22 protein-coding genes and 1 tRNA gene are annotated in these 25928 nt (G+C 65.3%); 4 read left to right on the forward strand and 19 right to left on the reverse strand.

What is annotated here, in order from left to right; all coding sequences use genetic code 11:
- Together L1787_RS18180 and L1787_RS18185 are read left to right on the forward strand one after the other, a co-directional pair.
- Positions 1-840 (forward strand): pirin family protein (locus L1787_RS18180; RefSeq protein ID WP_235710535.1); only part of this gene is annotated, 840 nt, incomplete at its 5' end.
- A 103-nt stretch (positions 841-943) separates the two neighbouring features.
- Positions 944-2209 carry a DUF5996 family protein gene (locus tag L1787_RS18185; RefSeq protein WP_235710536.1) on the forward strand — a complete coding sequence of 422 codons (1266 nt, stop codon included), beginning with the start codon at positions 944-946 and terminating at the stop codon, positions 2207-2209.
- A 186-nt stretch (positions 2210-2395) separates the two neighbouring features.
- On the opposite strand, the gene L1787_RS18190 is transcribed toward L1787_RS18185, so the two are convergent.
- The 6 genes from L1787_RS18190 to L1787_RS18215 all read right to left on the reverse strand — a co-directional run bounded on the left by L1787_RS18190 (position 2396) and on the right by L1787_RS18215 (position 9725).
- Positions 2396-4981, reverse strand: a complete 2586-nt coding sequence (locus L1787_RS18190; RefSeq protein ID WP_235710537.1) for a CaiB/BaiF CoA-transferase family protein — start codon at positions 4979-4981, stop codon at positions 2396-2398.
- A gap of 76 nt (positions 4982-5057) precedes the next feature.
- Entirely contained in the window at positions 5058-5468 is a 411-nt protein-coding gene (locus L1787_RS18195; protein ID WP_235710538.1) for a Zn-ribbon domain-containing OB-fold protein, read from the reverse strand.
- Positions 5469-5502: 34 nt separating this feature from the next.
- Positions 5503-6624, reverse strand: a complete 1122-nt coding sequence (locus tag L1787_RS18200; RefSeq protein ID WP_235710539.1) for a thiolase family protein — start codon at positions 6622-6624, stop codon at positions 5503-5505.
- 34 nt (positions 6625-6658) lie between these two features.
- Complete coding sequence (locus L1787_RS18205) at positions 6659-7120, reverse strand: tripartite tricarboxylate transporter TctB family protein (protein ID WP_235710540.1); 462 nt, start codon at positions 7118-7120, stop codon at positions 6659-6661.
- A complete protein-coding gene (locus L1787_RS18210; protein ID WP_235710541.1) occupies positions 7120-8643 on the reverse strand; it encodes a tripartite tricarboxylate transporter permease in 1524 nt (507 codons plus the stop codon). The genes L1787_RS18205 and L1787_RS18210 overlap by 1 nt, the downstream gene beginning before the upstream one ends.
- A gap of 74 nt (positions 8644-8717) precedes the next feature.
- Complete coding sequence (locus tag L1787_RS18215) at positions 8718-9725, reverse strand: Bug family tripartite tricarboxylate transporter substrate binding protein (protein ID WP_235710542.1); 1008 nt, start codon at positions 9723-9725, stop codon at positions 8718-8720.
- Between the two features lie 231 nt (positions 9726-9956).
- Here L1787_RS18215 and L1787_RS18220 point away from each other — a divergent pair, with 231 nt between their 5' ends.
- On the forward strand, positions 9957-11111 hold the full coding sequence (locus tag L1787_RS18220) for a LacI family DNA-binding transcriptional regulator (protein ID WP_235710543.1): 1155 nt from the start codon (positions 9957-9959) through the stop codon (positions 11109-11111).
- 174 nt (positions 11112-11285) lie between these two features.
- On the opposite strand, the gene L1787_RS18225 is transcribed toward L1787_RS18220, so the two are convergent.
- The 5 genes from L1787_RS18225 to L1787_RS18245 form a co-directional block, all read right to left on the reverse strand.
- A complete protein-coding gene (locus tag L1787_RS18225) occupies positions 11286-11507 on the reverse strand; it encodes a PHP domain-containing protein (RefSeq protein WP_235710544.1) in 222 nt (73 codons plus the stop codon).
- Positions 11504-12193 (reverse strand): HAD family hydrolase, encoded by a 690-nt coding sequence (locus L1787_RS18230; protein WP_235710545.1) that lies wholly within the window; start codon positions 12191-12193, stop codon positions 11504-11506. Before L1787_RS18230 ends, L1787_RS18225 begins: the two co-directional genes overlap by 4 nt.
- Before the next feature lie 122 nt (positions 12194-12315).
- Complete coding sequence (locus L1787_RS18235) at positions 12316-12543, reverse strand: hypothetical protein (RefSeq protein WP_235710546.1); 228 nt, start codon at positions 12541-12543, stop codon at positions 12316-12318.
- An 876-nt stretch (positions 12544-13419) separates the two neighbouring features.
- Positions 13420-14079, reverse strand: a complete 660-nt coding sequence (gene msrA, locus L1787_RS18240; RefSeq protein ID WP_235710547.1) for a peptide-methionine (S)-S-oxide reductase MsrA — start codon at positions 14077-14079, stop codon at positions 13420-13422.
- A gap of 13 nt (positions 14080-14092) precedes the next feature.
- On the reverse strand, positions 14093-14413 hold the full coding sequence (locus L1787_RS18245; RefSeq protein ID WP_235710548.1) for a hypothetical protein: 321 nt from the start codon (positions 14411-14413) through the stop codon (positions 14093-14095).
- Positions 14414-14517: 104 nt separating this feature from the next.
- Here L1787_RS18245 and L1787_RS18250 point away from each other — a divergent pair.
- A tRNA-Ser gene (locus L1787_RS18250) sits at positions 14518-14607 on the forward strand.
- A 332-nt stretch (positions 14608-14939) separates the two neighbouring features.
- On the opposite strand, the gene L1787_RS18255 is transcribed toward L1787_RS18250, so the two are convergent.
- The 8 genes from L1787_RS18255 to L1787_RS18290 all read right to left on the reverse strand — a co-directional run bounded on the left by L1787_RS18255 (position 14940) and on the right by L1787_RS18290 (position 25905).
- Complete coding sequence (locus tag L1787_RS18255; protein ID WP_235710549.1) at positions 14940-15269, reverse strand: M48 metallopeptidase family protein; 330 nt, start codon at positions 15267-15269, stop codon at positions 14940-14942.
- Positions 15256-18207, reverse strand: coding sequence for a type I restriction endonuclease subunit R (locus L1787_RS18260; RefSeq protein WP_235710550.1), 2952 nt, complete (start codon positions 18205-18207; stop codon positions 15256-15258). The genes L1787_RS18255 and L1787_RS18260 overlap by 14 nt, the downstream gene beginning before the upstream one ends.
- A gap of 114 nt (positions 18208-18321) precedes the next feature.
- Positions 18322-19455, reverse strand: a complete 1134-nt coding sequence (locus tag L1787_RS18265; RefSeq protein WP_235710551.1) for a Fic family protein — start codon at positions 19453-19455, stop codon at positions 18322-18324.
- On the reverse strand, positions 19452-21062 hold the full coding sequence (locus tag L1787_RS18270) for a hypothetical protein (protein WP_235710552.1): 1611 nt from the start codon (positions 21060-21062) through the stop codon (positions 19452-19454). The genes L1787_RS18265 and L1787_RS18270 overlap by 4 nt, the downstream gene beginning before the upstream one ends.
- Positions 21059-22288 (reverse strand): restriction endonuclease subunit S, encoded by a 1230-nt coding sequence (locus tag L1787_RS18275; RefSeq protein ID WP_235710553.1) that lies wholly within the window; start codon positions 22286-22288, stop codon positions 21059-21061. The genes L1787_RS18270 and L1787_RS18275 overlap by 4 nt, the downstream gene beginning before the upstream one ends.
- Positions 22281-24128, reverse strand: a complete 1848-nt coding sequence (locus L1787_RS18280; protein WP_235710554.1) for an N-6 DNA methylase — start codon at positions 24126-24128, stop codon at positions 22281-22283. The genes L1787_RS18275 and L1787_RS18280 overlap by 8 nt, the downstream gene beginning before the upstream one ends.
- Positions 24129-24142: 14 nt before the next feature.
- The gene (locus tag L1787_RS18285) at positions 24143-24592 is read right to left on the reverse strand and encodes a hypothetical protein (RefSeq protein ID WP_235710555.1); all 450 of its coding nucleotides are present in this window, start codon (positions 24590-24592) and stop codon (positions 24143-24145) included.
- Positions 24589-25905 carry a recombinase family protein gene (locus L1787_RS18290; protein ID WP_235710556.1) on the reverse strand — a complete coding sequence of 439 codons (1317 nt, stop codon included), beginning with the start codon at positions 25903-25905 and terminating at the stop codon, positions 24589-24591. The genes L1787_RS18285 and L1787_RS18290 overlap by 4 nt, the downstream gene beginning before the upstream one ends.
- Positions 25906-25928: the final 23 nt, after the last annotated feature.

Consider the following 25928-nt stretch of genomic DNA (forward strand, 5'->3'; position numbering starts at 1 on the left):
GGCTTCGAGGTGCGGCGCGCTCTGCCGGCGCCGAAGCGGCAGATGGTCGGGCCGTTCATCTTCTTCGATCAGGCCGGGCCGGCCGAGCTCCTCACCGGCCAGGGGGTCGACGTGCGGCCGCACCCGCATGTCGGGCTCGGCACCGTCACCTACCTGTTTCGCGGCGACTTCCACCATCGGGACTCGACCGGCGCCGATCAGATCATCCGCCCCGGTGCGCTGAACTGGATGGTCGCCGGGCGCGGCGTCACCCATTCGGAGCGCACCTCCGCTGCCGCCCGGACCGGACCCAACAGCCTGTTCGGCATCCAGACCTGGCTCGCTTTGCCCGACAGCCACGAGGACATGGCGCCCCTCTTCGAGCATTACGGCAAGGACACGCTGCCGGTGATCGAGGATCGCGGCGTCTCGGTGCGGCTCATTCTCGGCACCGCCTATGGCGAGACCGCCCCGGCGCGCATGCTCTCCGAGACCTTCTATGCCGACGTGACGCTCGCCCCCGGAGGCCGCCTGCCGATGCCGGACGATCACGAGGATCGCGGCATCTATATCGTCGACGGCTCGATCAGCGTCGCCGGCCAGGACTATGCGGCGGCGCAGATGATGGTCTTCCGCCCCGGCGACCCGATCACGGTGGCGGCCGGCGAACGCGGCGCGCGGCTGATGATCCTCGGCGGCGCGACGCTCGGCGGACCGCGTTATATCTGGTGGAACTTCGTCGCCTCCTCGAAGGAGCGCATCGAGGCCGCCAAGGCCGAATGGCGGGCCGAGAATTGGGGCGTGGGGCGCTTCGATCTGCCGGTCGACGACCGGGACGAGCACATCCCTCTGCCGGACTGACCGCCGCCGCGCCGACGAGACACCCGTCCGCCCGCGGCTCGACCCGCGCCGGACGACCGACACGACACCGCGTGCCGCGCGCATGCTGGATGGAGGACGCCGAATGCCCGACGCGAATGCATGGCCCGAACTCGATTATCTCGGCTGGCGCGAGACCTGCTCTGCCTTGCATCTTTATTTGCAGGTGGCGGGCAAGTATCGGCTGGCGCACACCCCGTGGATCAACCATTCCTGGCACGCGACCTTTTATGTCACGCCGCGCGGCCTCACCTCCTCGCCGATCCCGGACGGGCCCGGCATCGAGATCCTGTTCGATCTTCACGAGCACAAGGTCGTCGGCACCAATGGCGAGGGCGGCACCGCGTCCTTCGCGCTCGGGCCGACGACGGTGGCGGCGTTCCATGCCGACTTCGTCCGCCTGGTGACCGAGCTCGGCGGCACGCCGACCTTCGACGGGCTGCCGAACGAGGTGCCGAACCCCGTCCCGTTCCGCGAGGATCATCGCGACCGGCCCTATGATCGCGACGCCGTCCGCCGCTTCCACCGGGCCTTGATGGCGATCGACCGGGTCTTCCAGACCTTCCGCACCGGCTTTCTCGGCAAGTCGAGCCCCGTCCACCTGTTCTGGGGCAGCTTCGATCTGGCGGTGACCCGCTTCTCCGGCCGGCGCGCGCCGCTCCACCCCGCCGGCATCCCGACCTTGCCGGACGACGTGGCGCAGGAGGCCTACGACCGTGAGGTGTCCTCGGCGGGCTTCTGGCCGGGGGGCGGCGGCATCGACTATCCGGCCTTCTATGCCTACGCCTATCCGACGCCGAACGGCTATGGCACGACGCCGGTCCGGCCCGATGCCGCCTTCTGGCATGACGGGCTCGGCGAGTTCGTCCTGCCCTATGAGGCGGTGCAGTCGGCGGCCGATCCGGCCGCGGCGCTTCTCGCCTTCCTGGTCTCGACCTACGAGGCGGCGGCCGATCGCGGCGGATGGGACCGCGATCTCCTCGATTGCGCGACGGGGAAGCCGGGCGAGGTGCGCCCGCCGGACGCGGTGACGGAGAAGGCGAAGACGGCGCTGCCGCCGGCCGACGCGCCGGTCGAGCGGGAGGACGGCGCGGCGAAGGGGCGTTACCGGATGGTCGTCGACGGCATCGAGGCGGAGATGACCTATAGCCGGGCGGGCGACGGGCTTCTGATCATCGACCACACGGAGGTTCCGGCAGCCTTGCGCGGCCGCAAGGTGGGCGAGCAGCTGGTGCGCCGGGCGATCGAGGACGCCCGCCGCGACGGGATCGCGATCATCCCCCTCTGCCCCTTCGCCAAGGCCCAGATCGACCGACACCCCGAATGGCAGGACGTCCTGCGGCGGTCATAAAAACGGCCGGCCGCACGGGCCCGGCCCCGAGGCGCCCCGCCCGGCATCGCGGGGCGGGGCGCCCCGCCGGCACCGGTGGCGGCGCGGGAATGGATCCGGGTGGCGGCTCGGCCCTCGGGCCGTCCCGACGGGGCGCGGATCGGCCGCGCCTCCGTCGTCCATCGTGGTCCAAGTCGGGTGGCGCGGTCAGATCACGCCCTCCTCCGCCAAGACGGCGATCTCGGCGCTGCCGTAACCCAGCAGCTCCCCGAGGATCGCCTCGTTGTCCTCGCCATAACAAGGCGCGCCGCGACGGGTGACGCCGCCGACATGCGCCGGCGTCTCGCTCAGTTTGACCGGCAGCTCGGCCACCGGCCAGGTGCCGATCTTGGTTCCCGTCACCTCCGTCAACCAGTCGAGCGCGGCCAATTGCGGGTCGCGGTCGCAACGATCCTGCGCCGTCTGGCACACGCCGGCCGCCACGCCCGCCGCCTGCAGCGTCGCCATCAGCTGGAAGGCATCCTGCTCGGCCGTGAACGCGCTGATGGCGGCGTCGAGCTCGTCCTGATGGGCGAGGCGGGCGGCGAGGGTCGCGAAGCGGGGGTCGTCGCGCCAGTCGTTCCGGCCGGCGACCTGTGCGAGAGCGTGCCACTCCGCCTCGGTGAAGGCGGCGATGGCGATCCACCGGTCGTCGCCGCGACAGCGATAGGCCCCGTGCGGGGCGGCGGGTTTGTAGGGCGAGCGGTTGCCGATGCGCGTCCAGACCCGCCCGTTCGCCGACCAGTCGAGCACCGGGGTCGCCGAGAGGAAAATGCCCGATTCGCATTGGGAGGAATCGATCCGCTGCCCCTCGCCGGTGCGTTCGCGATGATAGAGCGCGCCGAGAACGGCGAGGCCGAACCCGTAGGCGCCGATCCAATCGAGATAGGAATAGCCCCACCCGGCCGGCATCGCGGGCTCCGGCAGGCCGGACATTTCCGAGGTGCCGGCGAACGCCGCGGCGACCGGGCCGACGGTGCGAAACCGCCCGTAGGTCCCCTGGCTGCCCATACCGGACTGCTGCACGTAAATGATATCGCGCCTCAGGCCGCGCATGACGTCGTAGCCGAGGCCGGCACGATCGAGCACGCCCGGCGAGAAGCCCTCGGCCACCACGTCCGAAATCGCGATCATCCGCTTCGCGATCTCGAGCCCCTTCGGATGACGGATATTGAGCGAGAGGCCGCGCTTTCCGGGATTCTTGTTGTTGAACTGCCCGCCCATGTCGGAATCGGTGACGCCCTCGAGCGGCTCCGTCGCCTTCTCCCGCGCGGCCCGGCCGCCGATCGGGGCCATCGCCGCAAGGCGCGTGTCGGGATGGGCCTTCCACTCGACCTTGATGACCTCAGCGCCGAGCGCGGCGGCCATCCGCGTGCCGCCCGCCGACGCGAGGAACCACGAAAAGTCGAAGATCCGCACGCCTTGCAGGGGAAAGGGCTTGCCGTGTTCGGACCGGGTCGGCGCTGCCGCCGGTTGCGCGTGGGGCCGCGCGCGGGGCTCCGGCAGCGTCGCCAGGACCTCCGCGCTGTGCTCGCCGAGATGCGGCGCGCGGCGGCCCGGCCGCCAGGCCGTGGCCGTGCTCAACCACTTGCTCGTCGGATAGACGAGGCTGCGGCCGAGATCCTCGTGCTCGATCGCGCTGAAGGTGCCGCGGGCCTGCCAATGATCGTCGAGGACGTTCTCGTGCGGCTTGCGCAACGGCGCCCAGAAGAGACCGGCCTCCTGCGCTTCGGTCCACGGCAGATTGTCGTAGATGTGACAGCGCACGAAGCGCTGGATCACCTCGAGCGCGCGCGTGCTGGCATCGTCGGCGGCCGATCCGGGCACGTTGCGCGCCCGCAGATCCTCCCCCTCGGCCGGCGGCTCGAGATCGCCCGCCATCTCGTAGCGCTCCAGAAACGGGACGAGAGCGGCCCGGTCGCGAGCGGAGACGCCGTAGGCGATCATCCAGCGGCCGTCTTTGGTGTGGCTGATATTGGGGGAATGGGTCGGCGTCTCCACCGCGTGACGGCACGTCTGGCGGTAGAGCGGCGCGTGGCGCATCACCCACGACATGAGATCGAGCTCGGTGTTCTTCGCCACCGCCTCGTGCACGGCGCAGGCGACGTCCTGCCCCTCGCCGGTGCGGTGGCGGTGCAATAGCGCGGCGAGGATCCCGAGGGCGAGCTGCTCGCCGGTGATGTGATACGCGTGCCAGAGCTGCGGCGCGATGGGCGGCAGGTCGTACCGGCCGGCGGGATCGAAATCGTAGCCGCAATTCATCATCACCCCGCCGAGCGCGAGGTGGACGAGGTCCGAGGCCTTGTGATCCTTCCAGGGCCCGGTGTCGCCGAAGGGCGTGATGCGGGCGGTGATGAGCCCCGGCACTCGCGCGGCGAGTGCCTCCGGCCGCAGCGCTTCATGCCGGCGGCGGGTGTCCTCCGCGGCGTCGAGGACGATGTCGGCGCTCTCGGCGAGGGAAAGGAAGCGCGCGCGCCCCTCCTCGGTCTCGAGGTCGAGGACGACGGAGCGCTTGCCGCGATTATAGCCGAAGAAATGAAGCGAGCGCTCCGGGCCCGGCGTGTCGTCGAGGAAGGGCCCGAACGCGCGGGTCGGGCTGCCGCCGGGCGGCTCGACCTTGACGACGTCGGCGCCGAGCCCGGCCAGAAGCATGCCGCAATATTCGCCGAGCTCGTCGGCGATCTCGATGACGCGGACACCGTCCAGCATACCCGGACCGGATTGGAGGAACACGTCCTTATGGGGGATGGTCATGGAAGAACTCGTCTGTGCGATACGGATCAGGGCCCGTCGAGCGTCTGGAAACGGCCGCCGGCGACAGCCGATGGCGTCACGCGGCGTCGAAGACCGGCAGGATGAGATCCGGGAAGCGGTCGGTGAAGGTCACCTTCAGGGGCATCTTGTAACGGGGCGCCTCCTCGGCCGCGCCGACGAGATTGCTCAGCATCCGCACCCCTTCGTCGAGTTCGACGAGGCACACATTATAGGGAACGTCGGCGGCGACCCCGTCCCAATAGGAGCGGTGGAAGACGACCCAGGAGACGAGCGTCGCCCGGCCGCTCGCAGGCCGCCAATCGAAGGCGTCGTGCAGGCAATGCGGGCAGCGCGGCGATGGCGGGAAGTGAGTCTTCCCGCAACTCTCGCACCAGGGAAGCGCGAGGATCTGACGGTCGGCATGTTCCCAGAAGGGTGCGTTGACGGGGGTGCGTTTCGGCAGCGGGCGCGAGACGTCGGTGAGCATCGGGGGATCTCCGGATGATGGACGCGCGGCGGCCTTAGGCCGGGCGATAGATGATGGAGCGGGTGCAGGGCGTGGCGGCGACGTACTGGACGACCTCGCAATCGGGCACCTGGCGCGCCCCGCATTCGCCTCGCACCTGGCGCACGGCTTCGACGTTGAGGGCCCACCCCTGCATGTACGAATTGGACAGGTGGCCGCCGTCGGTGTTCGCGGGCAGCGCGCCGCCGAGGCCGAGCGTTCCGCCCTCGACGAAGGCACCGGCCTCGCCCGGCGCGCAAAAGCCCATCCCTTCGAGGCTGAAGAGGACCGTGGGGCTGAAATTGTCGTAGACCATCAGCGCGTCGATGTCCGAGGGGCCGACGCTGGCCATCGGATAGACCTGATCCGCCGTCTTCTGGAGGGCGTCGAACCAGAAGTCAGCCTGCGGATAGGAGGCGTGGCGCAGCGCGTCCTGCGCGCCGATGCCGGCGATGGCCACGGGCTTCTTCTTGAGATCCTTCGCCCGCTCGACCGAGGTGAGGATCAGGCAAACGGCGCCGTCATTGATGAGGCAATAATCGAGGAGGCGCAGCGGATCGCAGATCATGCGGGCCGCCTCGTGATCGTCGATGGTGAACGCCTCGCGCATGACGGCGGACGGGTTCATCACAGCATGCTTGCGGAAGGCGACGGAGACCTCGGCGAGCTGGCGTGTCGTCGTTCCGTATCGTTCCATGTGCTCGCGGAACAGCATGGCGTGGATCGCGCCCATGGAGGTGAACCCCCAGGGATCCCAGAAACCAGGCGACTCCTCGCCGCCATATTGGATGCGGCGCGAGCGGCCGATATTGGCGTAGAGCAGCACCGCGTAGTCGCAATATCCCGCGTCGAGCGCCGCGAGCGCCTCGATGATCGAGATGCCCGACATGCGCCCGTGCGGCGGCAATTGGAGCGTCCACCGCGGTTGCAGGCCGATCATCTCGGCCATCGGGGCGTAGTGGGGGACGCGACAGACGGCGAGCCCGTCGATCTTCGACTTGTCGAGGCCACAGTCCTCGATGGCATCGGCAAAGGCGTCGGCCGCGAGGTGGAAGTCATCCTTTTCCGGAAACTTGCCGTAGGCGCTCGTACCGACGCCGGCGACGGCATATTTTCCGGACAGACGCGGATCAATCATATCGATTCACTTTCATTGTTGGTGCGCCGGCGCCTTAGAACAGCGCACCTTGCGGCATCTGGACGTTGAAGAACGCGAGGAAGCTGGCGAGAGCGGCCGCCAATCCGGCGGTGTAGATCGCCACGACCCACCACCGCGCCCGGAAGACGACGCCGGTTGCGAGCGCGAGCGCCGCCATCGCGGGAACGAAGCCGATGAGGCCGATCCCGAGCGTGCCGAGGCACACGACGACGATCACCGCGATCGTGATGGGGGTGAAGCGCACCATTTGCGTTTCGGCGTCGGCGCTCGTCTCTGCCGCGCGCGGCTCGAAGCGCAGCCGGGCGAGGCCTCTCGCCAAGATCAACACCCCGAGGGGGATGATGAGGTAGACCGCGAGGGCGTAGGGAAAACCGCCGGCCATCTGCGAGTAGCCGGCCGTTTCGAGCGCCACCCAGCCTCCGAGCGCGAGCGCGAGAAGGCCGAGAACGGTGTCATTTCCGGGGGAGGCGCGCATCAGGCCGCCCTCCCCTTGGCGACGCGCAACGCGCCGAGGCCGGGCAGGAGGTTTCGGTAGAGCCCCCAGACGAGGAAGAACAGCGTGAGGAGGAGGAGCGCCAGCGCGCTCGGCTGCAGGAACCGTGAGAACCCGCCGATATTGTAGGCGAGGAGAAGCTCCTTCTCGATCGTCGGGCCGAGAATGGCGCCAAGCAGCACGTTGGCGACCGGCAGGTGCAGCCGTTCGAGAACAACCGCGGCGAGGCCGATCGCGAGCGCGATATAGATGCCGAGCTCGAAGCCGGTGGCGAGGAAGGTGCCGATCGCCGAGAACGCCACGATCGCCGGAATGAGATAGGCCGGCCTGACCTTCGTCACGTAGACCGCGATGCGGTGGAAGGGGAGCCCGAAGGCGACGAAGAACGCGCCGGTGACGAAGAGCCCGAGCAGGATCGTCCACACCTTGCCGGGATTGACCTCCATCATCTGCGGGCCGGGCTGAATGCCGGCGAGGAGGAAGGCGCCGAGGATCAGCGCCGAGGCGGCGCTGCCGGGGATGCCGAGCGCGAGAAGCGGCACGATGGTGGTGGGGACCGCGGCATTGTTGGCGGTTTCCGCCCCGGCGACGCCCTCGATGGAGCCGTTGCCGAACTCCTCTTTCGTCTTCGAGCTCCGATAGGCCTCCTGATAGCCGAGCCACGAGGCGGCGACGGTACCGAGGCCGGGAATGGCGCCGATACAGGTGCCGAGGATCCCCGTTTTCAGGAACAGTCCCCAATGCCGGCGCAGGAGCCCGAGAAAGCGGCGGAATTCGACGCCGAAGCCGTAATGCAGATCGAGCCCCCGCACCGCCTCGAAATATTTTTCGAGCGACGCGAGGCGGAAGATCTGCGGCACCGCGTAGAGGCCGACGATGATCCACACGAGGTGGAAGCCGTCCCACAATTGCGGGATATCTTTGACGAAGCGCACGAACCCGGTGTTCGGCTGCATCCCGACCGTCCCGACGAGCAGCCCGATGCCGATGGCGAGGAGGCCGCGCAGCGGATCGGCCCGCGACAGCGCGCCGGTGCCGACGAGCACGAGGGCGAGGAGCGCGAACAGCCCGCGTTCCGCCGTGCCGAACTGGGTGGCGAGAACGATGAAGATCGGCGTCAGGATCACGGCGCCGACGAAGCCGATGACGGACCCGATGAACGAGGCGTAGATGTCGGTGGTCAGCGCCTCGCCGGCGCGGCCCTTCAGCGCGAGCTTATAACCCTCCACGGTGGTGGGCACGCCGGCCGCGCCGCCCGGGATGTTGTAGAGAATGCCCCCCGTCGACGACGAATAGGTCGACGCGGCATAGATACCGATCAGCATGAGCACCGAGGTTTCGGGCGGCATACCGAAGGTAAAGGGAAGAAGAAGCGCCATCATCGACACGCCGCTCACGCCCGGAAGCGTGCCCGCGATGAGACCCAGCAAGGTGCCGAGCCCGATCCAGGCGAGATTGAGCGGATTGGCGAGAAAGACCAGCGCTTCGCCCATGCCCTCGTACATGGCGGACTCCAAGCGGTCAGGATTGCGGGAATCGTCCGGATGGCCGGGACGCGCGTGCGCCCGGCCGCTCGCGTCTACTGCTTGACGTGCTCGTCACGCAGCGGCTTCATCTCCTGAAGCTTGGTGTGGACCGCATCGAGATTGTCCTGCGCGGTCTCCCGGTCGCGCCAAAGCGCCGGCTCGCCATAATCATCCCGCGCCTTGCGGAATCCCTCGTCGTTGGCGACGGTCTCGAACGCGTATTCGAGGTAGTCGAGGCGCTCCTCCGGCGTGTCGGTCTTGGCGAAGACCGTCGCATAGCTCGCGCCGACGAGATCGAGTTCCGTTCCGATGGCGTCCTCCACGGTCGGCCAGTCGAACGGCCAATCGTCCGGGATTTCGCTCGGCTTGATGCCTTGGGCGAGGACCTCGAAATTCGGATGGTCGATCATGTCTTTCCGCGACACGCCGATATAGGCCATGTCGAGATCGCCGGAGAGAATGTCGGCCTGTGCGGCGGCGGAGGAGGAGTAGAACACCCAGTTCCACTTCCCGATGGTGTCCGTCGCCTGCATGAATTCAAGCATATAAAGGTCGTCGGCACGGCCGGGGCCGAGCGATGCGAGGGTGACGGAACCCGGCTCCTTGCGAACCTGTTCCACCGCATCCATCAACGTCTCGAACTGCGAATCCTCGGACACGACGAAGCCGAGAATGGACATCGCGAACTGCCCGATCGGCGTCCAGTCTTCCCAGGACCAGCCGAGCTCTGTCGGGGACAGGACGCTATGGGCGTGCGGGCCGTCCGATCCGGAGGCGATGAGGACGTGCGTTCCGTCGGACGGCCGCGAATAGACGAAGTTGGTCCCGACGAGGGCACCGCCGCCCGACAGGTTCTGCACCACGACCGGCACGTCGATGACGTCTTCCATATGCGCCTGGAAGGCGCGACCGCGCGCGTCGGTCAGCCCCCCAGGGCCATAGGGAATGACGATGGTGAGCTGTCGGTTGAGGAAATTCTCCGGCGCGTCCTGCGCAAAGGCGGATGTCGCCCCGACGAGCGCAGCAAGCAAAACGCCGACACGGCCTGTCATTCGGCTCATGCTGTCTTCTCCTGGTTGTTTCGACCCCAGACGAACACAGACCTCACCGCGGCTTTTGCCGCTGTTTTGGATTGAGGCCCATGTATGTAATCGCTTACAATCGATGATGCAGCGAGCGCGTAAGCGCTTACATAGCCGATCACAATCAATCGCTCTCGTCAATCGACTTGGTGATATTTAGCGAAAGCCTCCGGCGATGACACGGAGCGCACGGTGGCGTAGGAAAAACAGATGCAAAGGTCCCCCGCTGGTCGCAACCGGGCTCGTCGCGGCGCCGTCACACTTCAGACCGTTGCCGAAAAGGCAGGCGTTTCGACCGCGACGGTCTCTCGGTTCCTGAACGACGCCCATCTCGTCAGCCAGGAGGTGCGGGGGCGCGTCGAGGCGGCGATACGGGACCTTGGCTATATTCCGCACCATGCGGCGCGCACCCTCGCCTCGAACCGAAGCCGCACCATCGGGGCGATCGTGCCGACGCTCGACAACGCCATCTTCTCCAGCCACATCACGAGCTTTCAGAAGCACATCACCAAAGCGGGATACACGCTGCTCCTTGCGACGTTCGAATACGACCTCGAAGTCGAGTTCAAACAGGCTCAGACGCTTCTGGAACGCGGCGTCGACGCCCTCTCCCTCGTCGGCGAACGCCGCTCCGACGCGTTCTACGCGCTCCTCGAACGCGCCGACGTACCCTTCGTGAACACGTGGGTCTGGCGCGCCGATTCGCGTTATCCCTGCTGCGGGTTCGACCACGAAGCGGCGCTGAAGCGGGTCGTCGACCACCTCGTCGAGCTCGGCCACCGCACCTTCGCGGTCGTCACCGGCTTCGCCGATCGCAACGATCGCGTCGCCGCGCGCCTCGCCGGGACGCGCCAGGCCCTCGCCGCCCACGGCATCACGCTCGACGAGCGCCTGTTGCTGTCGGTCGAATACTCCTACGCCTCGGGCCGGGAGGCGCTCCGCCGCCTGCGCGCCCTCGACGTGACCCCGGCCCCCACCGCGATCATCGCCGGCAACGACGTCATCGCCGCCGGCATCCTGTTCGAGGCGAAGGCCCAGGGCATCGACGTGCCGGGCACCGTCTCGGTGGTCGGCTTCGGCGACTATGACATCTCGAAGGAACTCGACCCGCCATTGACGACCGTGCGCTCGCCGAAGACCGAAATCGGGGAACGGGCGGCCGAATATCTCCTCTCCCGCCTCGCGGGGCGGGAAACGCCCGAGCGCGTCGAGCTGGAGGCGCGTTTCTGCCCACGCGGCTCCACCGCACCTCCGCCGGCACCAGCGCCGGCGCCGGCGAAGCCCGCCTCCCCGCCTCCGTCCGGCGCGCGCAAAGCCGCGCCGAAGCGTCGTCCCGCGAAATCTCGATCCCGCTCCGCCGATTGAGACGGCCGGGACCGTATCCCGGACTGACCGGCGATCCGAACCCGCCTTACCCCACGTGCGAAAGGCTGTCGCGCCAAACCGGGTTCGACCAGGCACGCCGACCGCTTTCATCGATGACGACGAGGCGGAACCAAGGGCTCGCCGTCAGTGGGGCGAGTGGCAATTGCACCCGCGTCAGCCCGGATCCGAACCGGTTGCCGGCGAAGGGGGGTTTGTGCAGCGGACGTTGAAGCGATCGAGGAAATGGTCGGTCACCGCCAGAAAATCGTAACCGGCCTCACGATAACGGGCGACCACCGCCTCGACGGGCAAGGTCCCGTCAGAGCGGTCGGTGTGGGTGTGGAGGTTGCCGCGCAGGAAGCGGCGGGGCGTCGAAAACGGGGCGATCTCGGTCATCGGGGATGCTCTTCGGTCGTGAACGCGCCCGCCCGGCCGACAAGCGCTGCGATCTCGTGAAAATTGGTCACTGTGCCGACCGCCCCGGCGCGCATCAGCCGCTCTGCATGATCGGTCCCGCCATGGGTGCCGCCGCAAAAGCCGATCGTCGTGACACCCGCGGCCACGCCGGCGGTCACGCCGGCCACGCTATCGTCGACGAACAGGCAGTCCCGCGGGTCGACGTTCATGGTCGCCGCCGCGTGAAGAATGAGGTCCGGCGCGGGCTTGCCGCGCGCGACGTCCTCGGCGCTGAAGATCCGGCCGACGAACAGGGGGGCGAGTCCCGTCGTGCCGAGCGTCATCCGAAGGCGATCGTGCCCGCTATTGGAGGCGACGCACATCGGCAGGCCGAGCGCGCCGAGCACGGCGTGCACCTCGTCACAGACCGGCCGGAGCGAGGTGGTGAAGAGCGCCTCAAGATAGTGGTCATGGCGGGCGCGATGACCGTCGTCGACAACGATGTCCCAGTCGCGGGCGACCTGCGTCCACATCGCGGCATCGGTCATGCCGACATAGGCGGCGAGGATCTGGTCGACCGAAACGGTCCGGCCCGCCTCTGCGAGGACGCGGGAGGTTGCTTCGGCGGAAAGCCGCTCGCTGTCGACGAGAACGCCGTCGCAGTCGAGGATCAAGAGGTCGGTCAAGGAATGTCACCACTCACAGGATAGACGCGGCCGCCCGGTCCGAACGCAGGATCGCATCGGATCCGGCGCCCTTGGAGCGGTCGCCAAGAAGGGGAGCGGGCGATCCCCGCTCCGGTTCGCGTTCAGCGGGCGATGAGCCCGTCGGTCACCTCGACCATCTCGGCGAGACCGTCTTCCGGCGTTTCGTCGCCCCGCATCACGGCGCCGATTATGTCACGCTGGGTGCGCCAGATCTCCACGCCGTTGTTGCCCGGATAGCCTTCCGAAGGTTCGGCGCGCGACACCTGCTTCATGCTCGCCATCCAGTTCGGGTGCGCCTCGTTGAACGCGCCAAGATAGTCTGGCTCCATCGCGCTTGTTGGTCGGCATATAGCCCGAACCGAGGACGGCGATCGTCTGCCCGTCGGGGCCCGACGCGAACTTCACATACTCCCACGCCGCCTGACGCACGACCTCGTCGTCGGCGAGGATCCAGTGCACCTTTCTCCTCAGCGTCAAACTCGTGATCGTCGTCACCGTGGTGCACGAGGCGGGGGCGAGCCGCGAGGAGGCACGCAGCCTCGCGTGTCCATGGCGATGACCGCCTTCGGCACCGCCTTGCAGGCGCTGCCCCACGGGCCGGGCGGCTCCGGCTTCCTGGCGCCGCAGGTGTTTTCGGCGATCTCTCTCGACCCTTCCATCCTCGCGGTGAAGGCCGGCGGCCTCTCGGCGATCGCGTGCATGACGGTGCGAGCCGGCTCACCGAAATCGTCATCGCCCACTTCCTTCACAGGCTGCAAATCATCATGCAGCCGGCGATCAGCGGCCTCACCATCCGCATCGCGCTGGAGCTCAGCGTCGTCTGTCCGCCGCACGCGCTCGGGGTCGATGAGGCCGGCAGCCCCTTGTTGAGCGCACACATCGCCGTGCCGGAAATCACGCTCGCCGTCGGCTACACCGTATGGGGCAAGGGCGTGTGGCGGCTCGCCTGCTCACTCTTCGGACTATTGTCAGGCGTCGCTCGCCGCGGCCGGGGTTCTGACGGATCTCACCACCGAAACGGCCGACACCACCGAGGAGCCCGCCGTGATCGCCGGGCTCCAGAATGTCGGGTGCAAGTCCTTGCCGACCGTTTCACCACGATCGCCCGCGGCGCTGGGATCACACACTGCGCCCCAGCTTCGACATCTAGCCGCCCCGCAGCGCCCCGCCCCGCTTTATGCGCGACGGGCCGCCGACAGGTCGCCTCAGGCCGCCGCGCCGAGACCGATCGGGCAGCTCATTCCGGTGCCGCCGAGACCGCAATAGCCGTTCGGCACCTTGTGGAGATATTGCTGGTGCTCCGGCTCGGCATAATAAAACGGCTTCTCGTCCTCGATCGTCGTGGTGATCGGACCGTAGCGGGCCTGTTCCAGCGTCTTGGCATAGGCGGCGCGGATTGTTTCGGCCGTCGCCCGGTGCTCGGGCGAAGCGACGAAGATCGCGGAGCGATATTGCGTCCCGACATCGTTGCCCTGGCGCATCCCCTGCGTTGGATCATGCCCCTCGAAGAAGATTTTCGTCAGCGCCTCGAACGACACGACCTTCGGATCATAGACGACGAGAACGCCTTCGGTGTGCCCCGTCTTGCCGGAGCAGACCTCGCGATAGGTCGGATTCGGCGTGACGCCGCCGACATAGCCGACCGCCGTCACCTTGACGCCGGGGGTCTTCCAGAACAGCCGCTCCGCGCCCCAGAAGCAGCCCATCGCGAAGACGGCCGTCTCGAGCCCCGGCCAGGGCCCCTTGAGGGGCTCGCCGTTCACCGCGTGCCGCTCAGCCGTCGGAATCGGATCGGGCCGACCGGCGAGGGCTTCGGCCGGCGTGGGCAGCTCCATCGATTTGCCGAAACGCGCAAAAATGCTCATAGCCGCACTCCCTTTATCTCGGACGATAGATGAGTTGCGCGATCAGCAGGATCAATGTCGCGATGATGAAGAGAGCGAGCCAGGCCGGCAAACGGAGGATGACCTCGATCGCCGTATCCCAGAAGCCAGGCTCCATTGCGACAATCCGCGTGTGGACGGTATCGAGCGACGCCGGCCAAGCGAGATACCACAGATCGCCGAACGGGGTCAGCACGAGCGTGTCGCGATCGACCGATTGGTAGAGATCGCGGAAGCCGGCGACCAGCGCAGCGATGACGATGACATAGCCGAGGATGCGAAATGGCAGGCTGATGAGCCACAACAATCTGGACATGGGCAATCCTCCGCTTGACAAGGGTGGTCGTCCTGGTGTGCCAAGACGATGTAAGTACCCCCTTAACGCGGCTGACGAGGTCTGCTAAGCGGGTCGCTCACAAAGGAGGGGTGGCCGAGTGGTCGAAGGCGCACGCCTGGAAAGTGTGTAGGCGGGAAACCGTCTCGAGGGTTCGAATCCCTCTCCCTCCGCCATTTGCCCCCGCGAAAGCGTTCTCCCGATCCGGCTGCGGCCGGAATTTCCCGTTGTTTTCGAGGGTTATGCGGGACAGGCTGAGCACCAGCCCCGGTGCTGGGAGCCGCTGAAGCGGTCTCTCAGGGCCGATATTCTCCGGACCTCATGACTGTGCCGGTTTGGTGAATTCTTCACAAGCGATTGAATTTGAACAGGTTAATGTCCCGCCTGCTGAACATTTCGATTTCTGGGACGTTCTTGAGAAGGAACAGAAATCGAAGCTTTGGTCGAAATACGAGGTGGCTGGGCTGTCCCTTCGATCCTTGATCGGGACTTGTATGGTGATGCCCGATCATCGAGAAACCCCTGACCGTTTTCCAGCCAAACGATGCTTCTCATGTTCACGCCAACGGGGCACATGCGCTGTCATCAGCGCCTTGAAGACTTTGCCATGGTTGGGAATCCGTAGATGCAGCAACTCGTGTGCAATCACGAAGTCCTGGAAGCACTTCTCCTGATCGGCCAAGTCCTCGGCAAGTGTGATGATGCCGCCGGTTGAGCATGATCCCCACTTGCGCGTCATGCGCTGGATTCGAACGATGCGCGGTGTCGCCTTCAGACGCTCACACCAGTAATCGACCCGGGCGCGGAGAGAGGCGCGTCGGTCTTCAGGACTCGGCATCGTGATCGCCGTCGAGCAGGATCGCCAGCACCAGATCTACAACCCGGCCGCGATCCTCTTTGCCAAGTCCGAGAAGCGGGCGGTATAGGGTGGCGCGCAGCTTCCGACGTTCGTCGTCATTGACTCTGGCGTTAGGGAATCGATGCATCTCGGTTTCCGCGTCGCGCGCCAGCTCCATGGCTGAAATGCCTGCGTTACGGAGAGGTTCGTTGTCCTTAAGGTTCCAATAGACACCGAACGCTCGCGCGGAGAGCCCGCTATCCTTGGCGGCCTTGATCGCCTCATCCTTTTCCTTTGCCAGCGCCGCCAGCATGTCCATGGCCGCGAGACCAGTAGTGTTTCGATTCTCCAGATCCTTAAGGATCCGCTCGGCCCGGTCCTTCAGCGACTGCAGAACCGGCGCTGTATCTGCCTCGTCCTCGATCTCCTTTTCAAGTCCGCGCACGAGGTTGAATACCTTGCCCTCATCCGAGCCAGGCTCGCCGCGCAGGCCTTCCAGTGTCTTGACGTCGAAGGTCACGGTCTTGGTCAGCTTACCTAGACCTTCCTGCGTTGCGCTCTCCTCGACCAGGCGGCGCGTCTTGTAGGCAAGGTCGGCGAGGTAGCCAACGCGGTCGGCATATGCATTTCGCACGGCAGCATAGAGCTGCGCGAGGCGCTTGAACGTCGTGATGTGATCGCGCAGTTCGGGCGACGGCGAGAGGATTTCCCACAACGCTTCGATTTCCTTGTAGGCCTCAAAAAACGCCTTGCGCGGCTCAGGGTCGAGAAACCGGCCATACACCAGCTTCTCCAGCTTCTCGTCGGCGCTGCCCTCGTCCTCGACGTCGAGAAAATCGCCCTTCGCCTTCTCGATCCTGCCAAGAAAATCCTGGAGCAAGAGGTCCAGATCCTCGATTACGCCACTGACGTCGGAGCTGTCGAACTGCAGGGCCTTCTTCAGCTCGCGGAGCACGCCCACGAAATCGACGACGAGTCCCACTCGTTTCTGTACCCCGTTGGCATCGACATAGGGGCGGTTCACCCGGGCGATGGCCTGTAGCAGCACGTGGTCGCGCATCGGCTTGTCAAGATACATGCAGTAGAGCAACGGCGCATCGTAGCCGGTTAGTAGCTTGTCGGTGACGATCAGGATCTTGGGATTTTCGTTCGGCTTCTTGAAAAGCAGCCTCACATCGGCTTCGCGTTCCGGCGATAGCTGAACCTCGGCCACCAGTGGGCGGTCAACCACGTCCGCTGCATTGTCCGTGTATACTGCTTCGGACCATTCGGGCGGTAGCAGCCTGTCTAGTGCCCGTTTGTACTTGGCGCATGCTTCGCGGTTCACGCCGACCAGAAACGCCTTGTAACCGAGTGGGTGGACCTTCTCCCGGAAATGCTCGGCGACGAAGGCGGCAACCTTCTCGACGCGGTCGTCGGCGGTGAGGAAAGTGCGGAGGCCAACGGCGCGGTCGAGCACCTTGTTCAGCTCGTCAATATCGGTCACGCTCTCGGCTGCGGCGAGCTCAAAGAATTCCTTGTCCAGTCGCTCGGCGGGTACGGTCATCTCGCTCGGCGCCATGGTGTGGCGGATGGGAAGCGTAGTTTCGTCCTCGATCGACTCACGGATCGAGTATTTGTCGAGATAGCCCTGCTCGTCCTCGGTGCCGAAGATCTTGAAGGTGCCTTCGCCCTGCGCCGTCTTGGCGATTGGTGTGCCGGTGAAGCCGATGATGGTCGCGTTCGGGACTGCGGCCATCATGTAGGTGCCGAGGTCCTTGGCGACCGAGCGGTGTGCCTCGTCGATGAAGACGTAGATGTTCTCCCGGGTGTTGGCGTCTTTATCGATACCCTCGAATTTGTGGATCATCGAAATGATCAGGCCGCGCTTGTCAGTCTTGAGGAGATCCTGCACCTCAGTCTTGGAGTTGGCCCGCCAGACCGGGATATCCTGGCTCTGCATCTCGCCGAGCAGCTTCTCGACCCACCCCTTCAGCTGGCCTTCGAGCTCGGTGCGATCTACCACCAGGATGACGGTGGCGTTCTGGAATCGTGCCTTGTCCTCAAGGATGAGGCGTGCGGCTGTAAGCAGGGTGAAGGTCTTGCCCGAGCCCTGTGTGTGCCAGACGAGCCCACGCTTCTTGGCCTTGTCCTCACACCGCTCGACGATCTTGTCGACAGCAACACGCTGGTGCTGACGCAGGATGGATTTCCGCGTCTCGCCGTCCTCGACATAGAACAGGATCCAGTCACGGAGAGTGCGCAGGAAGTCGGTGGGCTCGAAGAATGCCTGAACCGCAAACCTGTAGGTCTCCTCGGGCGTCTGCTTCCAGCGCGCCATGTAGCGGCGGTTGGCGTTCCAAGTCACGCCATACCAATAGTCGAGCAGATGCGTGACATTGAAGAGCTGCGGCGTGCCGATCAGCTCGGGCGTTTCCTTCTCGTAGCGCTTGAGCTGCGTCACACCCCGATCGATGGCGCCACCGTCCTTGGGGTTCTTGTGCTCGACGATGCAGACGGGAACGCCATTGATGACGAACATCACATCCGCCCGGTTGCCCTTGCGCGCCGGCGGCTTTAGTTTCCATTCCCAGGTGACATGGAAGGCGTTTTCGCCCGGGCGCTCGAAATCGATGAGCTGGACGTGGCGGTGGCGCTTTTCACCCTCGTCGTACCATTGCCGTTCGCCGCGCAGCCAGGCGAGCATGTCGCGATTGCCCTCGATGGTGGGCGGGATTGCTTCCAGCTTCTCTATCACCTGCCGGATGGTGTCGGACGTCATCCACGGATTGAACTTGTTGAGCGCCGCTTCCAGCTCGTCACGCAGCATCATTCCGGCTTCGCCGCCGCGCTTCTGTTTGGCTACCTCTGGCGCAATCGGCGTCCAGCCGAACTCGGCGGCGTGCTTCACCATCGGGAACTGGACGGTGCCAGCCTCACTGATCCGGATCTCAGACATCGTACCGCACCGTCGGCAATCCGTTGTGTGTCACGGATGAACAGCGACTCCATTTGCGTGTAGCGAAAGAGGCGTTTGTTACACGCAAACGCAGTTGTATGTAGCGGATAACGCTCAAAGCACATTCCTCCCCTCGGCAATGTTCAGGAGCTCGGGGAAAGCGAGTATGGCTGGTCTCCGCCCAGAACCCTGACGGATCGTCCGGAGGATCGGATTGTCTCCCTCTCGCAGCAAGCGAAGCAGCCGCTGCGCCGACTCACGCGGGATCCCCGAATTCTCGACGAAGAGCGGGGTGGGAAACACGGGCCTTGAGAAGATGAAGTCAACAGCAAGCCCCGCGAACTGAGAATGCGTGCGCTCGGCAACTTCGCGCTGCATCCGGGTGTTCAGCGCAATGATCTGCTGAGCGCGCTCCTGATTCTGATGGGCCTGCTCGATGAGACCCTCGAGGAAGAACGAACACCAATCTGTCCATGTGCCGGCGCGCGACACTGCACGCATGCGATCGACATATTCCTCGCGTCGGCCTTCGAGGTAGCCGCTCATGTAGAAGCTCGGACTGGAGAGCACGCCGCGTTGCATGAGAAAGAGGGGGATGATCATCCTCCCTAGTCGGCCGTTGCCGTCTTTGAACGGATGAAGTGCTTCGAACTCGAGGTGGATAAGGGCTAACTGAATTAGCGGATCAGGCTGCCCCCGATCGGCAGTGTAGGCAGCCCAAGTGTCGAAACCGCTGAGAAGATGCTCCTGCGGAATGGGGACGAAGCTCGCCTGCTCAATGGTGCAGCCCTGCGGTCCAATCCAGTTCTGTTCGTCGCGGAATGCTCCGGGGTTCTTGTCGCGCCCGCGCACCCCCTGCAGCAGCAAGGCATGCGCCTCGCGAAGTAAATGGGGCGAAAGGGGCCGCTCCCGGAGCGCATTCGCGGCGAAGCTCAGAGCCACGCGGTAGTTGAGCACTTCCTCGGCATCGTCGCGTTTGGGCTGGTCCACGTCGCCGCCGGCTCCGGCCTCGATTTCCAGCACCTCGCCCATCGTGACGTTCGTGCCCTCGATCTTCGATGAGAGCACCGCTTCTTGGGTCGTCAACGGAGACAGCAGCACGCTGGCATTGGGGATGGCCGCAACGAGACCGTCATAACGGGCGAGCGCGGCATTTGCCGGACCGATCAGTGGCACAAGGCGCGGCCAGTCAAACTGCTCGGACGCAGGCGGGAACTGGCCCAGATGGTAATGGACTGGGCCAGTCATGTCGCACCCGTCCTGCGATGAGCCGGCATTTCGGCGACGATGATCTGCTGGGTCTGCTGGTCGAAGCAGTAATAGATCCTCATGCAGCGTGACGGATCGCGGGTGCTACCGCCGCTCTTGATGTGCCACTCGGCCGAGAACCTGCGGCTATTCCAGTCGAAATCGAACTCGTCAGCGCCGCAGGGAGCGTTCTGAGCCCCATCAAGGATGGGGATGTTGGCGAGCGCTCCGCCGCCATTGCGGAAACGGTCACGGCCCTCGGTGGCAAGCCACAGGAGGCTTCTCGCCGCGGTCTCGACATCCTGAAAGAGCGGCTTGCGCGTGCCCCGGTGCGCGTTGGGGGTCAGGACCAGCCGGCCAGCGAGGTTTTCGTTGCACCAGCTGGCGAACTCTGACCAGCCCGTCGGTAACTGGACCTCCTGATCGGGGTCATCACCCTTCGACGTCAGCTGATCGGTTAGCTGCTGGATCCGGTACGCCGACTTCTGAGCCTGGGCTTCCGCAAGCCCGGCACGTTCCCGCTCCTTGTCGAACTCCTCTATGTAATAGCTCTGCTCGGTCCTCAGATCTTCGATCTCGCCCTTCAGGGCCTCGATCCGCTTCAGCGCGGCAGCCAGCTGGTCTGCGTCACTGGCATCGGCTTCTCGCAGCTTCGATTGCTGAACTTCGAGTTGTGCCGCGCGGATCGCCGAGAAAGTCAGTACGTCCCTGCCAAGGCGCGTTCGCTGAACGCTGGCCTGCGCGGCGGACTCGCGCAGCCATCGTGTCGCGCGTTCCACTCCGTCGACCGAAACAAGCTGCCCCGACAGAAGGAGCCGATGCGCGAACGGATCGGCCATGTCTTCGAAACCAGGCTGATAGACCCTCGCCGCGCCGCCGAATACGGAAAGCCGCTTGCCCAACCACTCGGTGAGCCCCCACGCGGCATCCGGACGGGCCAAAGCAACATGAGCGAGCCCCGTCAGCGCAGCGGCGAGTCTCTCGGCATTAATGTACGGGGCCGATGCGCCGTCCGCCAGTGTCAACACAATGGTCGGCAGCAGGCGGCCGGGATTGGCAAGATGCTCGATCAGCCCTTCGGCGCCCTCGCCGTCGGCGTACACCGCTGGAGTTGCAGACGCAGCCTGCGAGCCAACCACCAGGCCGCACCTCTCCGCGACCTGGTGCACAAACCCCGGCACCGCCGGATCGATGGAAAAATCCTGCTCGGGCGTAGCGACGAGAAGGCGGGTGCTGAACTGAGCGGCCTTGCCGGGGACGTGGCCGAGGACAACCTCAGTCGTCCACGCGCGGCCCGGCACGGTCTTGTCGGGGTCGTGGATGCGGAAGGCCCAGAGATCGGATGCTCCGGCGCGGAGCCGGATGGCGGAAGGGTCGCGGCCGGGGAGCGGCAGCTCGAAGCTCTCGCCGTCCCAGGCCTCCCGCGGAAGGCCTTGGCCCGCCCGACGCTGAGCCCAGCGCAGCACCTCGCCAGCGGCCTTGTGCGCAACCGCATCGGGGTCTTCGCCCGGCATCCATCCTGCGACGCGCAGCACCTCGTGTTCGCGGACGATCCGGGGCATTCGGCTCGCCAGTTGCGAAAGCGCCTCGGTCATGCTGTTGCTCATGCGGCCACCTCGGGGGTCTTGCTGTCGGCGGGGGCCGGATCCGGGGACAGCGCCGAAAGATCGAGGTCGGACACCCGGATCTCGCCCGTCAGCAGCTTGTGCAGCAGCGCCTTGAAGAGTTCGTCGAGGGCGGCGCGCTTGCTGCGATGCAGGTCGATTTTCCGGTCGATCGCGTCGAGGACTGCGACGATCTCATCCGCTTCGACGGGGTCTGCGGGGCAAGGCACCATGAACGTCTCAATGTCATTCAGGTTCAACGTCATCGTCCCATGCGCCGACGGCACAATCTTCGTCAGCAGCCGATCCTTGTGGACATAGATCGCGGAGCGAAGGAACTTACCGTCGAAATCTCCACGCGACACGAGAGCCTTGATGTCCTGGTTGAAGGCCATAGGGCGGCTAATCACTGCGACGGGGAGGTCCTTTGCCAGACCCATTCCGCGCACCAAGACCAGCACTGTTCCTGCGGGCGCCAAACGGCTTCCGGCCTCGATCCCCTCGGCTGACACATGATCAATCGCATCGTCCAGCGTGGGTGCCTTCAGGTCTTTACCAGAAACCCATGGAATATCCCCGATCCAGTACTCAGGAACAGACTTTCGTGGCGTTCCGCCGCTCCGGATATCGCAAAGATCAAGGACCGAGCGAAGCTCCCAGCTTTCTGGAACCGGCCCGATCTCGGTTTCCTTCTGCGCCTCGCCCCGAAGCCCCTTCGTGAACAGCGCCCGCATAGCCGCGCGCTTGCATGCCTCCCAAGCCGCGACTTGCTGCGGCTGTGTCTCAAGCGCTGACTCAACCAATCTCAAGATCCGAGCAATATCCACCTGTTCAGCGTCTCCAGGGATGCCAATTTCCCTTTCTTTGAGGGCCTTGAAGTGACGATTGTAGCCGCGGCTCGGCAGATCGATGCCGCGAAGGGCGTAGAAGAAAAAGAGGGGATCGATGTCCCCTGTCGGCTTCAGGACTTGGGTGCCGTCAGCCCCACGCACGAACGGAAAATCGATAAACTTGAACGCACGGGTATGGTCGCCGAAGACGATGACTGGGAGATCGCGATCGATCAACCCGCCATCGTCATCGGTCCAACCGGCAATAAGAGACTGACCCTGATCGATAATCGGATAGCGCCCTGTCGGGCGATAGGCTTGCGTCGGGAGCTTCCTAACCGAACCAAAGCGAAGCCTCGAAAGGCATTTCTCCACTGACCGCGTAGGCCAATCAACCATTGACCTGCTCCTCGATCAAAGGCGCCAGCGCGCTCATCACGTCGCCTGTGAGGGCAATGTCTTTCTTATGGAGGCGCGACAGTTCTCGCAGAAGATCCGAAATTGAGCCGTGATCGATCTCGTCCTTATGCCCGGCCCAGCGGCTGGGGCTCAGATTGTAGTCCGCCTCCGCCGCCTGCTCGCGAGTGATGACTGCAATCTCGCCCTCGACCGGCTCACCCTTCAGATAGGCCGCTGCCAGCGGGCGAATGTCGTCCTGAAGGATGAAGTTCTTCGGCCGCCCTTTCTGCACGCGGCGCGAGGCATTCAACAGGACGATCTTGTCCTTGCGCGCGGCTGGCTTGCGCTTCGACAGCACGACGATCACGCCCGATGCAGTGGTGTTGTAGAACAGGTTGTCCGGCAGCAGGATCACGCCGTCGATCAGGTCATGTTCGACGAACCACTTGCGGATGTTCCGCTCCTTATCCTCGTTCTTGCTTCCCGAGCCGCGGGTCACCGCGCCCGTGTCCAGAACGACCGCCGCCCGCCCACGGTCCCCGAGGCAGGCCATCGTGTGCTGGAGCCAGGCCCAATCGCCCTTGCCCGAGGTCGCGCCGCCCTGCGTCCGGAACCTGTCGAACGGGTCGTCGGCGAAGATGTCGGGGTTGAACGGCTGATTCCACATCGGGTTGGCGACGACGATGTCGTAGGTGCGGATCTTGCTATCCGGCGTCTTGAACTTCGGATTGATCATCGTGTCGCCGCGCGCCATGTCGACGCTCATGTCGTGGATGATCGCGTTCATCTGGGCGACGGCGTAGCTCTCGGCCGTCAGCTCCTGGCCGTAGAGCTTGAGGGGAACCTTGCTGGTGGGGTCAAGCTCTCGTGCGACCAGCTGCAGCTTCACCAGCAGGCCGGCCGAGCCGCAGGCGTAGTCATGGCACTCCTCGCCGGGGCGGGGGCGCATGATTTGCGCCATCAAGAAGCCGACTTCGGTCGGCGTGAAGAACTCGCCCGCGCTCTGGCCCGAGCCCTCCGCAAACTTCCGCAGCAGGTACTCGTAGGCGCGGCCTAGGAAATCGGGCTGCACATCGGCGAGGCCAAGCCGGTAGCGCGGGTCGGAGAAGGTCTCGACCACCTCGCGCAGCTTGGCCGGGTTGATGTCACGCTCGCCGTTCCGCTCGGCGGCGAAGTCGACCACATCAATGACGCCTGACAGGGGCGGATTCTGCCGCACAACGGCGCGCACCGCCTTGGTCAGGTGCTCTCCTATGTCCTTTGGGCGGGTGGGGCGGCCCTGCTCATCGTTGGGCCATTCATAGGGCTTCCGACCGCTGATCACGGCCCATCTCGCCTCGGGCGGCAAATAGAACCGGAGGAGTTCGTGATCGTCCTCGGCGATCTCGAGAGCGGTGTCCCGGTCGCCGTACTCCTCCGCAAGGCGCCCAATTTCGTCGTCGAACACGTCGGATAGGCGCTTCAGGAAAAGGAGCGGCAGTAGGTAGTCCTTGAACTTGGCGGCGTCCTTCTCACCCCGGATCGAGCAGGCGGCATCCCAGAGCATCTGCTCCATGGACTTCGTGGACGGAGTGGTGGAGCGTGTTCCTGCGCGGCGACGCGTCACCTTTTCGGCGGCGGCAATGTCGTCGGATCCGGCCTCCGCCATGTCCACCCCAGCCTCTTTGGCGAGTGCCGCAATGGTGGCGCGGGCGGCCTTCTGGGGCAGGTTGGCGCCGCCCTCCCAGCGGTTCACAGTCGCGAACGATACGCCGAGCCGCTCAGCAAGCTGTTCCTGCGTAAGATCGAGCTTGGCGCGGATGGCGCGCAGCGTAGCGGCAATGGCGAGAGATTGTGTCATGTTTGCTATGTATGCTATATCGCATTACGGGTCAATCTTCGAGAATGCGCCTCGCCGCAGACTTTCGGAGGCAATTCAGCCTGTCGAAGCGACGAACGCTGCGCCGCCCATTCTGGCGAGAGCGGCTCCAGAACCCGCGCCAACGTCACCTCCGGCCTCTGCCGCCCGTCCAGGATCGCCTCGACGATGTCCGGCGCGAGCAGCGTCAGCCGCAGCACGCGCGTCATGTATGATGGCGCGATCTTCTCACGCTCGGCCAGTTCGGCGATCGTTGCGACCTCTTCAGACCGCAGTATGCGATCCCATCGGAAGGCGCGCGCCAGCGCCTTGACCAACGCGTCATCCAGCTCCGGCCTAGACGGCGCTCCCGGCGGCAGCCGGATCTCCTTTCGCCCCCCACGCTTCGCGACGCGAAACGGGACGTGCACGGTCACGGTGTTGGGGATCGGCGTGTTGCGGGTCACGCGGCGCGGTCCATTGCCCCCGCCAGCATCTCGCGCGCGAGCCCGACGAGTCCATCGACGCGTAGCTGCACGTTCAGGCCCTCGGTGCCGATCTGGATCCGCTCGACCAGCAGCGCCACGATGCGGGCCTGCTCGGCCGGAAAGAGCTCATCCCAGGTCGGGTCCAGCTGCTGCAGAGCGGCGTGGACGTTTGCGTCGGTGATTTCGTTGTCCTCCTGCCGCGCCGCCTTCCTTGTCCCGGCCACGATCTCCGGCTGGCGGAACACGGCCCGCAACTGATCGATGACTGCGGCTTCGATCTCGCCCGCCGGCACGCGCCCAACGGGGCATGACCCGGCGCCATGCTTCAGCACCGTCTGGCTGACGTAATATCGGTACAGCCGATCTCCCTTCCGAGTATGGCTCGGCGAAAAGGCAGCGCCATCGGGCCCGAATAGCAGCCCCTTCAGCAGCGCGGGTGTTTCGGCGCGCGTCCGTGCAGCGCGCTTGCGCGGACTCTCTTGAAGGATTGCTCGGACCTTCTCCCACAACTGCTGATCGATGATCGGCTCGTGCTCGGCCGGGTAGCTCACGCCCTTATGGACCGCCTCGCCGATGTAGGCGGAGTTGTTCAGAAGCCGGTACAGGTACTTCTTGTCGATCGGGCTCCCGCGCTTGGTCGTGACGCCTTCTTTCCGCAGCGCCTTCGCGAGCAACGTCGCCGAGCCGACCTCGACGAACCTCTCGAAGATCATCCGAACGGTCTTCGCCTCAGCCGGGTTCACGACGAGCTTGCGGTCCTTCACGTCGTAGCCGAGCGGCGCCCAGCCGCCCATCCACATGCCCTTCGCCCGCGACGCCGCGAACTTGTCCCGAATCCGCTCGGCGGTGACTTCCCGCTCGAACTGCGCGAACGACAGCAGAATGTTGAGCGTCAGGCGGCCCATGGACGTTGTCGTGTTGAACGACTGCGTGACGGAAACGAACGTAACGGCGTTGCGGTCGAACACCTCGACCAGCTTGGCGAAGTCGGCGAGAGAGCGGGACAGGCGATCGATCTTGTAGACGACGACCACGTCGACGAGGCCCTCCTCGATGTCGGCGATAAGCGCCTTCAGCCCGGGCCGCTCCAGCGTGCCGCCGGAGAACCCGCCGTCATCGTACTGACCGCGAAGCAGCACCCAGCCCTCGGGTTTCTGGCTTGCGACGTAGGCCTCGCACGCCTCCCGCTGGGCGTGGAGGGAGTTGAACTCTTGTTCCAGCCCTTCCTCGGAGGACTTGCGGGTGTAAACCGCGCAGCGGCGCTTCAGCTTGATCTCAGGATTCGTCTTCATGCCGACCGCCGCTGGTTCTTGAG

Source organism: Acuticoccus kalidii (genome assembly GCF_021556395.1).
Lineage (GTDB): Bacteria > Pseudomonadota > Alphaproteobacteria > Rhizobiales > Amorphaceae > Acuticoccus > Acuticoccus kalidii.

Coding starts and splice junctions, on each gene's coding strand:
- L1787_RS18185 (WP_235710536.1), top strand. CDS start 944: ATGCCCGACGCGAATGCATGGCCCGAACTCGATTATCTCGGCTGGCGC.
- L1787_RS18190 (WP_235710537.1), bottom strand. CDS start 4,981: ATGACCATCCCCCATAAGGACGTGTTCCTCCAATCCGGTCCGGGTATG.
- L1787_RS18195 (WP_235710538.1), bottom strand. CDS start 5,468: ATGCTCACCGACGTCTCGCGCCCGCTGCCGAAACGCACCCCCGTCAAC.
- L1787_RS18200 (WP_235710539.1), bottom strand. CDS start 6,624: ATGATTGATCCGCGTCTGTCCGGAAAATATGCCGTCGCCGGCGTCGGT.
- L1787_RS18205 (WP_235710540.1), bottom strand. CDS start 7,120: ATGCGCGCCTCCCCCGGAAATGACACCGTTCTCGGCCTTCTCGCGCTC.
- L1787_RS18210 (WP_235710541.1), bottom strand. CDS start 8,643: ATGTACGAGGGCATGGGCGAAGCGCTGGTCTTTCTCGCCAATCCGCTC.
- L1787_RS18215 (WP_235710542.1), bottom strand. CDS start 9,725: ATGAGCCGAATGACAGGCCGTGTCGGCGTTTTGCTTGCTGCGCTCGTC.
- L1787_RS18220 (WP_235710543.1), top strand. CDS start 9,957: ATGCAAAGGTCCCCCGCTGGTCGCAACCGGGCTCGTCGCGGCGCCGTC.
- L1787_RS18225 (WP_235710544.1), bottom strand. CDS start 11,507: ATGACCGAGATCGCCCCGTTTTCGACGCCCCGCCGCTTCCTGCGCGGC.
- L1787_RS18235 (WP_235710546.1), bottom strand. CDS start 12,543: ATGGAGCCAGACTATCTTGGCGCGTTCAACGAGGCGCACCCGAACTGG.
- msrA (WP_235710547.1), bottom strand. CDS start 14,079: ATGAGCATTTTTGCGCGTTTCGGCAAATCGATGGAGCTGCCCACGCCG.
- L1787_RS18245 (WP_235710548.1), bottom strand. CDS start 14,413: ATGTCCAGATTGTTGTGGCTCATCAGCCTGCCATTTCGCATCCTCGGC.
- L1787_RS18255 (WP_235710549.1), bottom strand. CDS start 15,269: ATGCCGAGTCCTGAAGACCGACGCGCCTCTCTCCGCGCCCGGGTCGAT.
- L1787_RS18260 (WP_235710550.1), bottom strand. CDS start 18,207: ATGTCTGAGATCCGGATCAGTGAGGCTGGCACCGTCCAGTTCCCGATG.
- L1787_RS18265 (WP_235710551.1), bottom strand. CDS start 19,455: ATGACTGGCCCAGTCCATTACCATCTGGGCCAGTTCCCGCCTGCGTCC.
- L1787_RS18270 (WP_235710552.1), bottom strand. CDS start 21,062: ATGAGCAACAGCATGACCGAGGCGCTTTCGCAACTGGCGAGCCGAATG.
- L1787_RS18275 (WP_235710553.1), bottom strand. CDS start 22,288: ATGGTTGATTGGCCTACGCGGTCAGTGGAGAAATGCCTTTCGAGGCTT.
- L1787_RS18280 (WP_235710554.1), bottom strand. CDS start 24,128: ATGACACAATCTCTCGCCATTGCCGCTACGCTGCGCGCCATCCGCGCC.
- L1787_RS18290 (WP_235710556.1), bottom strand. CDS start 25,905: ATGAAGACGAATCCTGAGATCAAGCTGAAGCGCCGCTGCGCGGTTTAC.